Origin of the sequence: Acinetobacter sp. WU_MDCI_Abxe161 (genome assembly GCF_025514355.1) — a bacterium.
In the GTDB taxonomy this organism is placed as follows: Bacteria; Pseudomonadota; Gammaproteobacteria; order Pseudomonadales; family Moraxellaceae; genus Acinetobacter; species Acinetobacter pittii_E.
This window is the reverse complement of the sequence record NZ_JAHPTU010000001.1, coordinates 230,753-246,094: the sequence shown is the minus strand read 5'-3', so window position 1 is coordinate 246,094 and position 15,342 is coordinate 230,753. Positions and strand designations below refer to the sequence as shown.

The window sequence follows — 15,342 nt, the reverse complement described above, 5'->3', positions numbered from 1 at the left end:
TTTCGAGAATGAAACATGACTGAGCAACAGCCAAAACAGAAAAAGGCTTTGGTGAAATTGCCATTCCCAATGCCGAATGAAAGCAATCAAGCCGAAGATGCGGTACACAACCAAGTGCGTCCTAAGCCAGAGCAATACGCAGATAGAACGTGGATGCCTCCACGTGGTACGCGCCGTTCTATGGGAAAACGCTAATTTTGAAAAACAGGCAATATGCCTGTTTTTTATTATTTGAGTAAAATTTCCTGATAATAGCTTTTTTTCTTTTGGTACATGTGATGATCTGCTCGCTTTAACATGTCCTCAATTTGTTCATTTGTTTGAGTGGTGGCATGCCCAATTGCGATGCTAATAGGATGGCTTGAATAATATTGATTGTCGATATTAAAAAGTTCCTGAATGGTTTGAAGCATAATTTGAACAATCGCTTCATCAGCCCCCGGCATTAAAATCACGAACTCATCGCCACCTATTCTAGATGCCGTATATGCGGTGTTTAAAATAGCCTGACTTAAAATATTCCCCACACGACGTAATAAGCCATCCCCAATATCATGGCCAAACTGATCATTTGTTTCTTTTAAGCCATTCATATCTAAAAAAATTGAAGAAACTGGTCGAATAATACTTCGGTTTAAACGATTAAGTTCCTCGGTAAAAAAAGCACGGTTATATAGTTTGGTAAGGACATCATGTTGTCCTAAATATTCAAGATAGTTTTCTGCTTTTTTCCGCGCAGTAATATCTGTCAGTGCAACTTGTACAAGTCCCCACGTCTTTTCATATCCCGGAAAGACGGTAAATTGCAGCAAGACATTTCTGATTTGGCCATCTAAAGCGTAGTTAATCGCTTCACGTTTATGATGAATATTCCCTTGCCACAATTCGATGAGTTGCTCTCGAAAGGTTTCAATCATTTCTTCAGCAAAAATCTTATGTGTATTTCTAAGAAGGGTAGACTTATCAGGAGCCTTAAATAAATCTATAGTGGCCTGATTAACATCTAAAATTAAAATATCTTCTATACATTGGCGGACAAATTCAGGATGAACATCCAGAAAAGTTCTAAAATCTTCAATTCCTAATAGCCTAAGTTGATCAATTCTATTTTTTATACGACTGAAATCTTCGACCCAAAGAGAAGTTGGTGAGTAGATAAACATTGATTCAGCTAAGCGACGATTTTTTTCTTCCTGACGAAGCGCATTTTGATAGGGCGTAATATCTTCAGTGGTAATTAATACACGTTCAAAATTAGATTCAAAGCCAGGTAAAATAGAACCTCTGAGCTGAACATCAATGCGTTTGCCTGATAAAGTGTAATTCACTGTAGTACTTGAAAAATGAGTTTTACCATCCCAAAGTTCTTCTAGCTCATAAATATGTGATTCAAACATTTCCTTTTTGAAAATCAAATTTAAACTGGAGCATAATTCTTCTTGTGTTTCTGCTTCAAAAAGTTCTAATGTTTTTTGATTAACGCGAATTATTTTAATTTTATGGGCACATTCAGTAATTAAATTTTGATTTTGATTTAAAAATTCATGCAGGTTTTCAATGCCTTGATTTCTCCATAAATCAAATTGTTTTTTAACTTCACTGAAATCCTCAATCCACATTGGAATTGGGCTAAGGTCAAAAATCGAAGAATCTAAAGTTTCCATATGTTTCTTTAAGTATTCAGTTCGCCCTAAAGTATAATGAGAAAAATTGATATTTGGGAGGGTAAAGAGTTTAAATCTATTAGAATAATTAAAAATAAAAAGATTAAAGGTAAGTAAAAATAAAATAATGAGAAAGCAGAATTGACCTGCTTAACTCATGATTTATAAGAAAACTTAACGATTAATCGGGTGATCAATATTTTTTTCGCCACGCCATAGTTTGATAAAATCTTGTTCATCAAAATCGTAAAGTTCCATAAGTGCAACCACAGCACTGACAAAAATCATAGCACCTTCTGAATTTCCATGAAGATTAAAAATTTTACCATTGAGCTTACCTAAAATATCACTAAGCTCATGATCACGGCCTCGTCCATAACGATCTCGTGGATACAACTCTTCATTTAAAACAATCAGTGCTATGGCTTTTTCAGCATCAGATAAATCAGTTTTATCTAAGGCTTCTTCAAAAGATTCACTGCCATGGTTAAAGTAAAAAATAACCTCGTCGTTAATGAAACTTTGTACCATCTTTTGAGTTAAAGTCGGAAACTGAGATACCGCATTATCTTCAACATAAGGTTTAAAAGATTCCGGAAAAATAACGTTGTGATAAATGCCTTTAAAAAGAGGAGCAATTTCCGAAACTTTATAACCCGCAATACCACAACCTAAAGCAGTAACAAAATATTTCATTTTAGGATGATTTTTTGCATAAATTTTGAAGTCTTCAACATAGTGCTCAATTTGGGAAAGTGGCATTTGTTGAATGTGTTCATTTAAAGTTGGAATTGCAAAGCTCTGTCCAGCCCAGCCACGACCTACACCTTCAACTGCTCCGAAGTGCTGACTTGCCACACGTGCTGCACCGCTACCGTGTTGTCCAGCAAGATTACTTCCAAATACAAAAACTGTATCTTCAGGAAGTTCGGTTACAATACTTTCATCATGATATTGATAGGTCATGGTTATACTTTTTGTTTAATGGATAGCTTCATGTTGCAACCGATTAGGGTATTGGTCAAGTGTTAAGATGCTTAATCTTTTACATTGAATTTCCAGCCCAATTTAGACTTTAAATTAAGATAAAAATCCCCATTAAAGGGTAAGACGTTAAATTCAATTTTTTCATAAAGAGAGATAACTTTGAACGAAAATCAACCTTTTGATTTGGTCACACATTATCAGCCAGCAGGTGATCAGCCACAGGCCATTGAAAAGCTGGTAAATGGTATCGAGCATGGTTTTCGTAATCAGTTATTACTGGGTGTAACTGGCTCGGGTAAAACCTATACCATGGCGAATGTAATCGCTCAAACACAGCGACCTACAATTGTGATGGCTCATAACAAAACATTGGCTGCCCAGCTTTATGGAGAATTTAAAGCGTTCTTTCCCAATAATGCGGTTGAGTATTTCGTAAGTTATTATGATTACTACCAGCCAGAGGCATATGTCCCATCTTCAGATACTTTTATTGAAAAAGATGCGGCCATTAATGATCACATCGATCAGATGCGATTGTCAGCAACACGAGCTTTATTAGAGCGTCGTGATGCAATTATTGTGGCTTCGGTATCTGCAATTTATGGTTTGGGCGACCCAAATGCCTATATGCAAATGTTACTGCATGTGGTTGAGGGCGACCGCGTAAGTCGTGATGAAATCATTCGTCGTTTGGTTGAAATGCAATATACGCGTAATGAACTTGAGTTCTTACGTGGTACCTATCGAATTCGTGGCGAAATTATTGACATTTTCCCTGCCGAATCTGATCAACATGCGATTCGTATAGAGCTGTTCGATGATGAGGTTGATTCCATCCGTTGGTTTGATCCGCTAACCGGTAAAATGGTTCGTAAAGTTCCGCGCGTTACGATTTATCCAAAAAGTCATTATGTAACACCAAAAGACCATCTGACTCGTGCCATTGATACGATTAAAGATGAGTTACAAGATCAACTTAAATTCTTCCGTGAACATGACAAATTGTTAGAAGCTCAGCGTATTGAGCAGCGCACCCGCTATGATTTGGAAATGATGCAACAGTTGGGCTATACCAACGGTATCGAAAACTATTCACGTCATTTATCGGGCCGTCCAGCTGGTGAAGCGCCTCCAACTTTATTTGATTATGTGCCAGAAGATGCGTTGCTGATAATTGATGAGTCACACGTTACTGTTCCGCAAATTGGAGCAATGTATAAAGGCGACCGATCACGTAAAGAAAATTTAGTGAATTATGGTTTCCGTTTACCAAGTGCACTTGATAATCGACCAATGAAATTTGAAGAGTGGGAGCGCATTGTACCGACGACCATTTTTGTAAGTGCGACACCAGCTAGATATGAGCTAGAAAAGTCTGAGCAAGTGGTTGAGCAAGTGGTACGTCCAACAGGACTAATCGACCCTGAAATTGAAGTTCGTCCTGTATTAACTCAAGTTGATGATGTTCTTTCTGAGATTAATATTCGTAAGAACCTAAATGAACGTGTGTTGGTGACTACTTTAACAAAACGTATGGCAGAAGATCTGACTTCTTATTTAAAAGAATATGGGGTTAAAGTCGCTTACTTACACTCAGATATTGATACAGTTGAACGTGTCAAAATTATTCATGAGTTACGTACAGGTGTGTTCGATGTGTTGGTTGGTATTAACTTACTGCGTGAAGGTCTCGACATGCCAGAAGTTTCTTTAGTTGCTATTTTAGATGCAGATAAAGAAGGCTTTTTACGTTCAGAGCGTTCACTCATTCAAACGATTGGTCGTGCTGCGCGTAACGTGAAAGGTAAAGCAATTTTATATGCTGACCGAATCACCGATTCTATGCAAAAAGCAATAGATGAGACTGAGCGTCGTAGAGCTAAACAAATCGAGTTTAACGAGTTACATGGTATTACGCCACGCAGTGCTGTTCGTCAGGTCATCAAAGAAATTGATTCAGGTGAAGTACTTTCAGATGATGAGATTGATGAGAAGGTTCTTGAACAGGCACAAGCTTTAAGTGCGGATGAAAGACATATTCTCTCAGATCCAAAATTGTTTAGTAAGCATATTACTAAACTGGAAAAAGAGATGTTAAAGGCCTCGAAAGATTTACAGTTTGAACAGGCAGCTCGAATACGTGATGAAATCCTTCGATTAAAAGCGCAAATGTTGCAATAAACGAATACATAACGCTACATAATGTGTTTAAAAAACAAGCTAGTGTAGATAATTGAGTTCTTTGTATTCACAACTAATCGTTGAGGGCAACAATGGCATTTCAAAATAATGTTCCGCAAGCCAGCTGGCGTTTGGCTAAAATTGCGTTGGGCGGTGTCGTTTTGGCTGGTTTAGCTGTTGGAACCTATGTCTACGCTCAGCCGAAACCCTTGCAAACTGTCTATAAAGTTGAACTGGACCGATATTTAGGTGTTTGGTATGAAGTCGCCCGTAAGCCAGCTTTTTTCCAGAAAAAATGTGCTTACAACGTGTCTGCAACTTACACCTTAAATGAAAATGGAAATATAGTTGTAGATAACCGCTGCTACGATAACAGAAAACAATTACAGCAATCTGTTGGGGAAGCCTTTGTGGTTAACCCGCCATATAACACCAAATTGAAGGTAAGTTTTTTACCTGAAGCGGTAAGATGGATTCCAGTCATCCGTGGGGATTACTGGATTTTAAAAATTGATGAAGACTATCAGACGGTTTTAGTCGGGGAACCTTCACGTAAATATCTTTGGGTTCTATCAAGAACTCCTCATCCTGAGCAAGAAGTGGTAGATGAATATCTAAATTATGCAAAAACATTAGGTTTTGATATTCGAGATATTATCCGTACAGAACATAAAGAATAATGATGTATACCTCCTTAAGAAAAAACCATGTTTTTGCATGGTTTTTTCTTTTTTATAGTGGATAAATCAAGTATTGTAGTGGGCTATTTTTACTAAAGTCTAAGAGGTTGATGATGTTTAAGGGCGTGATCTTGTCTGTCATGGCATCATTCACTTTTGGTGTACTTTATTTTTATACTCAATTATTAAGTCAGCTCGATAGCGAACAAACTTTTGGATGGCGAATTATTGCAACAGTACCATTCTTAACTTTGTTTATGTGGTGGAGTGGTGATTTAGCCTATATCAAAAATATCTATCAACGCATTCTGGCTAAACCTTCTTTATTATTGCTGCTAATCACGACCTCTATTTTAACCTCAGTACAGCTTTGGCTTTTTTTATGGGGGCCAATGCATGGGCGTGGGCTACAAGTATCTTTAGGATATTTCCTATTACCGCTGGTTCTGGTCTTAGCTGGAAGTGTGCTCTATGGCGAAAAAATATCAAAATTTCAATGGGTGGCGATTGTTCTCGCAGTCATTGGGGTTAGCCATGAAATATGGCGTTTAGGAAGTATTGCTTGGGAAACAGCATTGGTTGCAGTTGGATATTCTGCCTACTTTTTATTACGCAAGAAAATTAAAACAGACAACTTAGGTGGCTTCTGGTGGGATTTGGTCATTATCATGCCGGTTGCGATTTATTTAACGCATACAGGTTTACTGCCATATAGTAAGTTTTTTGATCAGCCGACGCTGAGTTTGGTGATTATAGGACTTGGAATTTTAAGTGCTATTGGGCTAGGAAGTTATATTTTAGCAAGCCGTTTTTTACCTTTAGTCGTATTTGGTCTATTAGGATATTTAGAACCAGTATTACTTGCTTTAGCTTCTTTAGTTTTAGGGGAGAGCATTGGTCAAGAAGAATGGTTCACTTATATTCCGATTTGGTGTGCTGTATTCGTACTCGTTTTAGAAGGGGCAATTCATCTTTATCAACAACAACAAAAGGCCAAAAATTTGCAGCTCAACATCGAGAAATATCAAAAAAGATTAAAAAATGATGAGTTTGATTAGGTCGTTAGAATCTAAAAAGTAAGAAAAAGCAAAAATTTAGCTGATTTAAACAATTAGATAATAAAAAATAATTATAGGTATTTTATGAATTTATGATGAATTTTAGGAAAATCTAGTCACTAACGTCAGCTTTTGATTCATTCTTGTCAATAATTCCATTACAATTACGGGGTTTTAAAAATCACGCCTAGATATAATTAATTAGAGGACGTATCTGTGAGCAAAGACACTATCATCGCCCTGCACGCTGAACACCAAGGCCGTTGGAAAAACCGTGAAGAAATCGCGGAACGTATGATTGCATTAATCGGTCAATTATACCGTGAAAAAAATATTGTCGTATCTGTTTACGGTCGCTCTTTAATTAACCGTTCTGTTATCCAAATTTTGAAAACTCACCGCCGTACACGTGTTGTAGACGTTGAGCTTTCTGTTGTAAATACTTTCCCAATTTTAGAAGCTTTAGCAAAAGTTGAAAACATTGGTTCTGCAGAAGTTGATATCGGTAAACTTGCTGTTGAATATAAAGAAAAAGGCGGTGATGTTGATGCTTTTGTTGCTCAAGCTGTTGAGTCAATTCAAGGAAGCGCAACTTCTGAACAACCTAAAGATGTAGTTCTTTACGGTTTCGGTCGTATTGGCCGTATCTTGGCTCGTTTAATCATTAGCCAATCAGGTTTAGGTCGTGGTTTAAGCCTTAAAGCAATTGTTGTACGTAAGTCTTCTGACGGTGACTTGGCAAAACGTGCTTCTTTACTTCGTCGTGACTCTATTCACGGTACTTTCGCTGGTACAATTTCTGTTGATGAAGAAAACGAAGCAATCATTGCTAACGGTAACTTCATTAAAGTGATTTATGCATCTAGCCCAAGCGAAGTTGACTATACTGAATACGGTATTGAAAACGCACTTTTAATCGACAACACTGGTAAATGGCGTGATGCTGAAGGTCTAAGCCAACACTTGAAATGCCCAGGCGTTGCACGTGTTGTATTGACTGCACCAAGTAAAGGCGAAATGAAAAACGTTGTATTTGGCGTAAACAACTCAGATATCTTAGATGAAGATAAAATCATCTCTGCTGCAAGCTGTACAACCAATGCAATTACTCCAATTCTTAAAGTGTTGGATGACAAATATAAAGTTCTTAACGGTCATGTTGAAACTGTTCACTCATTTACAAATGACCAGAACTTAATCGATAACTACCATAAAGCAGATCGTCGTGGCCGTGCTGCTACTTTGAACATGGTAATTACAGAAACTGGTGCAGCTAAAGCAGTTGCTAAAGCATTACCTGCATTGAAAGGTAAGTTAACTGGTAACTCTGTACGTGTTCCTACACCAAACGTATCTCTTGCAATCTTGAACTTAACACTTGATAAAGAAGTTGATCGTGAAGAAGTGAACGAATACATTCGTCAAATCTCGATTAACTCTAGCCTTCAAGGTCAAATTGGTTATACCAACTCGACTGAAGTTGTATCGAGTGACTTTATCGGTTCTCGTACAGCAGGTGTATACGATGCTCAAGCAACGATTACTTCTGGTAACCGTTTAACTGCTTATGTTTGGTATGATAACGAAGTTGGTTATAGCTGTCAGGTATTACGTATCGCAGAACAAATGTGCGGCGTAAGCTACAAAAAAATTCCAGCAGAATTGAATGCTTAAGATCATTTAACGATCTATAAAAGTTTTTCACAAAAAGACCCAGTTTAGACTGGGTTTTTTTACAACTGTACAAAATATATGCTGACTATTCTTTGTAAATAAATGAGAATACAAATTAAGGAAAAAAAGAAAATAGTAAGGGATAGGAATTGTCGCAGTTTAAACGTTTATTGGTCGTTTTTATATTCATCATTATTGCCAATTTATGTGGTGTTCTGATTGCAATATGGGTATTTAAGCATTTTAATATTTATATTCCATTGAAAAATCAAGCTGTTGCTATTGATTTACAAGAGCCTCTACAAGTTAAAGTTAAAGTACAAGATGCTTTAAATGTGGATGTAAAAGGTCGAGTAAATGCCAGTATTCCAATTGATGAGCAACTGAATATTCCATTAACACAAACATTAACTCCACGTGTTTATTTCGATAATATGGTGCCGATTAGCACCACTATTCCTGTCAAAGAAACATTAAAAGTTGAGCAAAATTTACCAATTGATACCAAGGTTCAGGTGAGAGTTTTGGGACGTGATATTACGTTACCATTGAAAGGTACAATCCCATTAAAACTTGATGTGCCAATTGATATTAAGGTTCCGCTTGAGCAAAAGGTTCATTTAAAATTTGATGCGCCAGTACGCACAGTATTAAAAGAAAATCTACATATTCCTCTAAAAGCGAGATTAGACACGAATATTCCAATTGAAGGTAATTTAAACGTACCTGTCAAAACAGCATTAAATGCTTCGGTTGATGTGAAAAATACTTTACCTGTTAAGATTGCAAATGGTGAGTTAAAAATTCCTCTGTCCACTATGCGATTAAATCGAGTAATAGGTTCAGAAACATCACAGAAAACAGCTGATCAATAGGGTGGATGCCAATGTTTCGTTCACTCAAGAGTATGGTAATCAGTTTCTTCTTAATGATGATTCTTGCGGCTATTATGTTTTGGGTGTATCTCAACATTCAGGCAAATTTAGTCGTTTCTGCTCATAATGCCGATATTAGTTTACCTGATTCGCTAGAAACAAAAATCCAAGTTGGCAATACTTTGCAAGTCCAGTCTATTGGTAAACTTGATACAACATTAGATATAGACCGCCAATTAACTTTACCTTTAAAAGGCAAATATTTAGCAGATTTAAATTTTGCTGTAGAAACACCAATTACGGTAAGTGTGGACTATTCAACAACTCTAAAAATTGATCAGGTTATGCCTTTGGAAACCACTACGGATTTGGTCTATCAAAGTAAATTTTTACCAAAATTTCCACTTAAATTAGATATTCCTATTAAGTTGGATGTGCCTTTTAATCTAAAACGTAGTTATACCGTTCCCGTTAAAATTGTTTTTGATGGTCCTGTTTATTTTGAATTCGATGAGCCTGTAAATTTATCGGTGAAACATCAGTTTAAACCGAGCTTAAACGTGAATGACCCTATGGAAATGGGTAATGTCTCGTCATTTAATGCCATCATGTATAATTCTGTGCCAAAAACAAAAGCAAATCTTGATATGCAAATGACCTTACCTCTGCGTAATGTGCATCCTTGATAATTAAATAAATTGACTAAATTTTATTTTTTATGAAGATCCTATTTGCAAATCTAAAAGCTTCTGCTGGATTAAAGGTAAAACAGCTCGTTATAAATGGAATAGTTCCATTTTCTATTCGAGAATTTTATGAAAATATGGCAGAATAGGCGGTTTTAGAGTTTTTAGAGGATTGGCAGATGCGCTTTGTTGATGAAGCAGTCATTACCGTAGAGGCTGGCGACGGTGGCAATGGCGTAGCCAGTTTTCGCCGTGAAAAATTTGTACCATTTGGTGGCCCAGATGGTGGTGATGGCGGACGTGGTGGAAGTATCTATATTCAAGCTGATGACGATACAAGTACGCTAGTCGATTACCGTTACACACGTAAATTCCGAGCTGAGCGCGGAAAGAACGGTGCAGGTGCTAACTGTACTGGACGTGGTGGTGAAGATGTGGTTTTAAAAGTACCCGTTGGTACAACAATTGTTGATACAGATTCAGGCGATATTATTGGCGATTTGGTTGAAGACGGCCAGAGAATTCTGGTTGCCGGTGGTGGCGAAGGTGGTTTGGGGAATACTCACTTTAAATCATCAACTAACCGAGCGCCGCGTAAATGTACGACTGGTACAAAAGGTGAGTTCCGCGAAATTCGCCTTGAATTAAAAGTATTGGCAGATGTTGGTCTATTGGGTATGCCAAATGCCGGTAAATCTACTTTCATTCGTGCTGTAAGTGCTGCAAAACCAAAAGTGGCGGATTATCCATTTACAACCATGGTTCCAAACTTGGGTGTAGTCGATGCTGACCGCCATCGTTCATTTGTAATGGCCGATATTCCTGGATTGATTGAAGGTGCAGCAGAAGGTGCAGGTTTAGGAATTCGCTTCCTTAAGCATTTGGCACGTACGCGTATTCTTTTACACATTATTGATGTACAACCAATTGATGGTTCAGATCCAGCGCATAATGCAAAGGCAATTATGAATGAGCTGGTTAAGTTTTCACCTACGTTGGCGAAATTACCAGTTGTTTTAGTACTTAATAAACTTGACCAGATTGCTGAAGAAAGTCGTGAAGAGTGGTGCCAGCATATTCTAGATGAATTAGAGTGGACTGGGCCTGTTTTTAAAACCTCAGGCTTATTAAGCGAAGGTACAAAAGAAGTTGTGTATTACTTAATGGATCAAATTGAACAACAACGCGAACGTGAAGTTGAAGATCCTGAATACGCAGCAGAAGTAAGAGCTTTCCGTGAACAACTAGAAGTTGAAACACGTGAACAAACCATTGCGGCAAAAGAAGCATATCGTGCAATGCGTCGAGCACAACGTCTCGAAAGCATGATGGATGATGATGACGATTTTGACGATGATGAAGACGACAATGATGTAGAAGTCATCTACGTTCGTGACTAGAAAACCGAGGGAAACATGATAGAAGTGGTCGATGGGCAACGTCAGCTCAGTGAGTGTAAACGAATCGTTGTTAAAATCGGATCATCTTTACTTACAGCTAATGGGCAAGGTTTAGATCTGGACGCTATTTCGCATTGGGCGAAACAGATTGCAGATCTGCACAATGCCGGACACGAAATTATTTTAGTGTCTTCAGGAGCTGTAGCAGAAGGTATGGTTCGTATGAAGCTTGCGAGTCGACCCACCGATCTACCCAGTCTACAAGCCTGTGCTGCAATTGGGCAGATGGGCTTAATTCATACTTGGTCTAGTGTGCTTGAAAACCATGGTATTCGTACTGCTCAGGTTTTATTGACTCATGATGATTTGGCAGATCGCCGTCGTTATTTGAACTCATGTGATGCTTTGCAAAACTTGATTGATTGGCGTGTGATTCCGGTCATTAATGAAAATGACACGGTGTCTACCGATGAGATCCGTTTTGGTGATAACGATACTTTAGCTGCGATGGTGGCAGGTCAGGTTCACGCAGAATTACTGATCATTTTAACGGATCAGCAAGGTATGTTTGACTCAGATCCGCGTCATAATCCTGAAGCTAAATTACTGTCTACCGTTCGTGCTATGGATGATGATTTATTCGATATGGCCGGTGGTGGGGGTGTACTCGGGCGAGGTGGAATGGTCACTAAAGTTCGTGCTGCACGTTTAGCTGCTAAGTCAGGCTGTCCAACGCTCATCGCGAGTGGTGAAAGTGATAATGTCTTATCACGTGCGATGGCAGGTGAGATGCTAGGTACTTTGTTTACTACAGATAAAGATCGTATGACAGCTCATCAACAGTGGCTTGCTGCTCATTTACAAACAGCAGGGCGTCTTGTGATTGATGATGGTGCCGTTGAAGCGATTAAATTGAAGCATCGCAGTTTGCTCCCTGTTGGGGTGAAAAATGTTGAAGGGCATTTTGATCGTGGTGATGTGGTTGAATGTGTTGATAAACAAGGTAAACGTATTGCAGTAGGTCGAGTGAACTTTAGCTCACGCTCTGCTGAAATTATTAAAGGCTTAGCCTCAGATAAGGTTTATCAAGTATTAGGTGAGGCTCGTTCACTTGAAATGATTCATCGTGATCATATGGCAATTTATTAAGTTTTATTCAAATAAAAAAGCTCGCTTTATGCGAGCTTTTTTTCTGGGGTTAAACGAGGTAAAACACGATCTTCACCAACCATATAGGGATGTGTGGCAAGGCTCAGCATGTCTAGGTCTTCTGAGCTATTACCATACGCATAAATCTGATGGTAAAGTTGTAGCGTATATTGCTGATGTATTCTTAACTTCTTTTGTTCACTACTACAATCCGGAGTGGAATAGTAACCCGTCATCCTACCGTTTTTAATTTGAGTCTCGGTACAAATCAACTCGATATCTAGTAATTTACAAAGTGGAGCAAGATAGACATCAATTGAAGCTGAAACTAATACGACCTGATCACCACGCAATTGATGGTGTTGTAACTGAGTAAAAATTTCAGGTGAAAGTGCAGAGACTAACTCTTGTGCGTATTCTTCACCTAATCTTTGCAATTCAATTGCGGGGGTGTCTTTAAACATGCTACGGAATAACTTGGCACGCATAGCATGGGCCGGATAAAAGTTAAGATAGTAGGCTTGAATCCATGGCAGAATTTTCAAGCCTTGCTTAACAATGTGACGCTTAGATAAAGCATAAAAGATGAACCCTGTAAAACTATCTTTACTACACAAGGTTCCATCAAAATCGAACAGGGCGAGACTTTTTATAGTCTTATTCGTTTCGCTCGTTGCATACATGTTTCATATCGTCCGTTTACGCGGGTTGCATACCAATTGGTATTATAATCACGACTTAATTTAGGCCCAGAAATCACCACTTGAGGCATTATTGCATAGAGCGGCTCTTTACCAGTTTTTGATTTATAAAGTTTAGTCAGCGCAATATAAGTTTGAGTACTTTCAAACTTTTTCTCTTTTTCTAATTTAAGATCATCACGTATCTGTCTTGGTGTAACTAAGATATTATTTTTTGCAAATACTGTAATCAGTTCTTTTTCAGACTGGCTTTGAGCTGCACGCGGATCGCCATCTTTTGTGTAAAGAAGTAGATCACCATCCAGACTAATTTCGGTATCCGTTAGAGCTTTCAGCATACTTTGGAAAGCAGCATTACGGCTAGAATACATGCCTGAGTTATAGTCTGCAAATCGATAAATAGCTTTATCATAATTTGCTGGATAAACCATTAAACGATGTATGCCGTAATATAAACCGCCATATTCAGTATATAAGTCATCACGAAGTGCAGCGGTGTTCATGCTTGAACGTTTATTGGCTTTCGCATAGTTAATATGAACTTGCATAGAACCCAAAGTCGTAATAGGGTTCATTTTCTCGCCAATATCTTGACCAACCAATTTGGCTGCACCTGTTAATGCGCTCACATGATAATGTTTAGCCATGAAATCGAAGATTTCTCGGTAAAGTAAGTCGAGTTCTTTCTCTGTTTTAACCTTACGCATTTGACTCATATAGTTGTTATCAGGAGAGGGCTGAGTTCTTAGCACTTCTTCAAAATAACCGGCAATTGTTCCGCCAATGGTTTTGCCCAGCTTATCTTCAAACTTTTCATTTAAACGCGTACTAACTTCCTCAACCGCCTTTTGACCTAATCCCGGCACTTGAGGGTTGGCAACAAAGTTAGATTCTTGATCAACTACAGCCACAATACTACAGACATTTTTCTTGGTTTTAGGAATATCCAAGTCTTTCATAATGTCATCAATATCTTTAGCCCATGACTCACGGTCATGCACACGCGATGGAATTAGACGTTTAATCTGTTGGCTTTCTAGTTCGGGCTCATCATCGTTTGACCACCAAGCTTTATCACCACAAGCAGCTAAACTCATGCATACGGCGACCATACCGAATGATTTTAATAAAAAACGGGAAGACAACGGTTTGTTCATGGCGAGGAGGGCACCTGCATAAAAAGATGAGCCGATTAAGCGGATGAAGTATACTATGTTGATCATCAATTGTATGAATATATATGTATATTGGTCCCTATCAACTGTCAAATAATTTAATTGTTGCTCCTATGGCCGGAGTCACAGACCGTCCATTTAGAACACTCTGCAAGTATTTTGGCGCAGGTCATGCAGTCAGTGAAATGATGACTGCTGATAAAACTTTGCGGATGAGCAAGAAAAGCCTTTACCGTGCCAACTTTGATGGCGAACTCGCTCCGATCTCTGCTCAAATTGCAGGTTCTGATCCTGAGCAGTTAGCAGAGGCTGCACGCTATCAAGTCGCAAATGGTGCACAAATTGTTGATATCAATATGGGATGTCCTGCCAAGAAAGTATGTAACAAACTTGCTGGTTCAGCATTACTACAAGATGAAGACTTAGTGGCTCGTATTCTTGATGCAGTTGTCGCTGCTGTTGACGTTCCCGTGACTTTAAAAACCCGTTTGGGCTTTTTAAATGGTCAAGAAAATATTTTAAGAGTCGCAAAAAGGGCAGAAGAAGCGGGAATTGCTGCACTAGCCTTACATGGTCGTACCCGTGAAGACATGTATTTAAATACAGCACGTTATGATTTGATTAAACATGTCAAAGAATTAATCAATATTCCACTTATTGCGAACGGTGATATTGATAGTCCTGAAAAGGCAAAATATGTGCTCGACTATACTGGTGCTGATGCAATTATGATTGGTCGTGCTGCTCAAGGTCGACCATGGATTTTCCGTGAAATTGCGCATTATTTAAAAACTGGAGAGCACTTAGCTGCGCCTAATATTGAAGAAGTCAAAGATGTACTTTTAGGACATTTGTCTGAGTTATATCAATTTTATGGTGAATACTCTGGGTGCCGTATTGCCCGTAAACATATTGCTTGGTACACAAAAGGCTTACGTTCAAGTAACGAATTCCGCCAAAATATGTATAAAGTTGAAAGCACTGCTGAACAAGCATTAGTGGTCGAAAACTATTTTAATGAGTTATTGGCTGAAGGTAATTTAATGAGTGATGTGCAAGTTGAGCAGGTTAACTTATTGCAGACTCATTAAATAAAAAGCCAGTAAATGTTT

The 15,342-nt window shown here is 38.3% G+C and carries 14 protein-coding genes; 10 read left to right on the top strand and 4 right to left on the bottom strand.

Going from position 1 to position 15,342, the window contains the following annotated elements; genetic code table 11:
- Window positions 1-15 precede the first annotated feature (15 nt).
- Window positions 16-195, top strand: coding sequence for a hypothetical protein (locus KTI78_RS01155; protein WP_016140301.1), 180 nt, complete (start codon window positions 16-18; stop codon window positions 193-195).
- A 32-nt stretch (window positions 196-227) separates the two neighbouring features.
- Here KTI78_RS01155 and KTI78_RS01150 read toward each other — a convergent pair whose 3' ends face one another.
- Both KTI78_RS01150 and KTI78_RS01145 read right to left on the bottom strand, forming a co-directional pair.
- On the bottom strand, window positions 228-1,664 hold the full coding sequence (locus tag KTI78_RS01150) for a sensor domain-containing diguanylate cyclase (RefSeq protein WP_262444961.1): 1,437 nt from the start codon (window positions 1,662-1,664) through the stop codon (window positions 228-230).
- A 174-nt stretch (window positions 1,665-1,838) separates the two neighbouring features.
- Entirely contained in the window at window positions 1,839-2,630 is a 792-nt protein-coding gene (locus tag KTI78_RS01145; RefSeq protein WP_032053069.1) for a hypothetical protein, read from the bottom strand.
- Between the two features lie 180 nt (window positions 2,631-2,810).
- Between KTI78_RS01145 and uvrB the strand changes: the two genes are divergently transcribed.
- The 8 genes from uvrB (at window position 2,811) to proB (ending at window position 12,354) form a co-directional block, all read left to right on the top strand.
- Complete coding sequence (gene uvrB, locus KTI78_RS01140; protein WP_016140304.1) at window positions 2,811-4,832, top strand: excinuclease ABC subunit UvrB; 2,022 nt, start codon at window positions 2,811-2,813, stop codon at window positions 4,830-4,832.
- A gap of 92 nt (window positions 4,833-4,924) precedes the next feature.
- Window positions 4,925-5,512, top strand: coding sequence for a lipocalin family protein (locus KTI78_RS01135; protein ID WP_016140305.1), 588 nt, complete (start codon window positions 4,925-4,927; stop codon window positions 5,510-5,512).
- A 110-nt stretch (window positions 5,513-5,622) separates the two neighbouring features.
- Window positions 5,623-6,570, top strand: a complete 948-nt coding sequence (gene rarD, locus KTI78_RS01130) for an EamA family transporter RarD (RefSeq protein WP_239975171.1) — start codon at window positions 5,623-5,625, stop codon at window positions 6,568-6,570.
- A 216-nt stretch (window positions 6,571-6,786) separates the two neighbouring features.
- Entirely contained in the window at window positions 6,787-8,244 is a 1,458-nt protein-coding gene (locus tag KTI78_RS01125) for a glyceraldehyde-3-phosphate dehydrogenase (protein ID WP_224991488.1), read from the top strand.
- A 149-nt stretch (window positions 8,245-8,393) separates the two neighbouring features.
- Window positions 8,394-9,119, top strand: a complete 726-nt coding sequence (locus tag KTI78_RS01120) for a hypothetical protein (RefSeq protein WP_016140308.1) — start codon at window positions 8,394-8,396, stop codon at window positions 9,117-9,119.
- 11 nt (window positions 9,120-9,130) lie between these two features.
- Complete coding sequence (locus KTI78_RS01115; protein ID WP_016140309.1) at window positions 9,131-9,805, top strand: hypothetical protein; 675 nt, start codon at window positions 9,131-9,133, stop codon at window positions 9,803-9,805.
- A 179-nt stretch (window positions 9,806-9,984) separates the two neighbouring features.
- The gene (gene cgtA / locus KTI78_RS01110) at window positions 9,985-11,205 is read left to right on the top strand and encodes an Obg family GTPase CgtA (RefSeq protein ID WP_016140310.1); all 1,221 of its coding nucleotides are present in this window, start codon (window positions 9,985-9,987) and stop codon (window positions 11,203-11,205) included.
- A 15-nt stretch (window positions 11,206-11,220) separates the two neighbouring features.
- Entirely contained in the window at window positions 11,221-12,354 is a 1,134-nt protein-coding gene (gene proB / locus KTI78_RS01105; protein ID WP_016140311.1) for a glutamate 5-kinase, read from the top strand.
- 26 nt (window positions 12,355-12,380) lie between these two features.
- Here the strand turns inward: proB and KTI78_RS01100 are convergent, their stop codons facing one another.
- Complete coding sequence (locus tag KTI78_RS01100) at window positions 12,381-13,037, bottom strand: HAD-IB family hydrolase (RefSeq protein WP_262444960.1); 657 nt, start codon at window positions 13,035-13,037, stop codon at window positions 12,381-12,383.
- A complete protein-coding gene (locus tag KTI78_RS01095; protein WP_239967115.1) occupies window positions 13,004-14,212 on the bottom strand; it encodes a DUF1615 domain-containing protein in 1,209 nt (402 codons plus the stop codon). Before KTI78_RS01095 ends, KTI78_RS01100 begins: the two co-directional genes overlap by 34 nt.
- A gap of 83 nt (window positions 14,213-14,295) precedes the next feature.
- Here KTI78_RS01095 and dusB point away from each other — a divergent pair, with 83 nt between their 5' ends.
- Window positions 14,296-15,321: a tRNA dihydrouridine synthase DusB gene (gene dusB / locus KTI78_RS01090; protein WP_016140314.1), complete on the top strand. Its 1,026-nt coding sequence runs from the start codon at window positions 14,296-14,298 to the stop codon at window positions 15,319-15,321.
- Window positions 15,322-15,342: the final 21 nt, after the last annotated feature.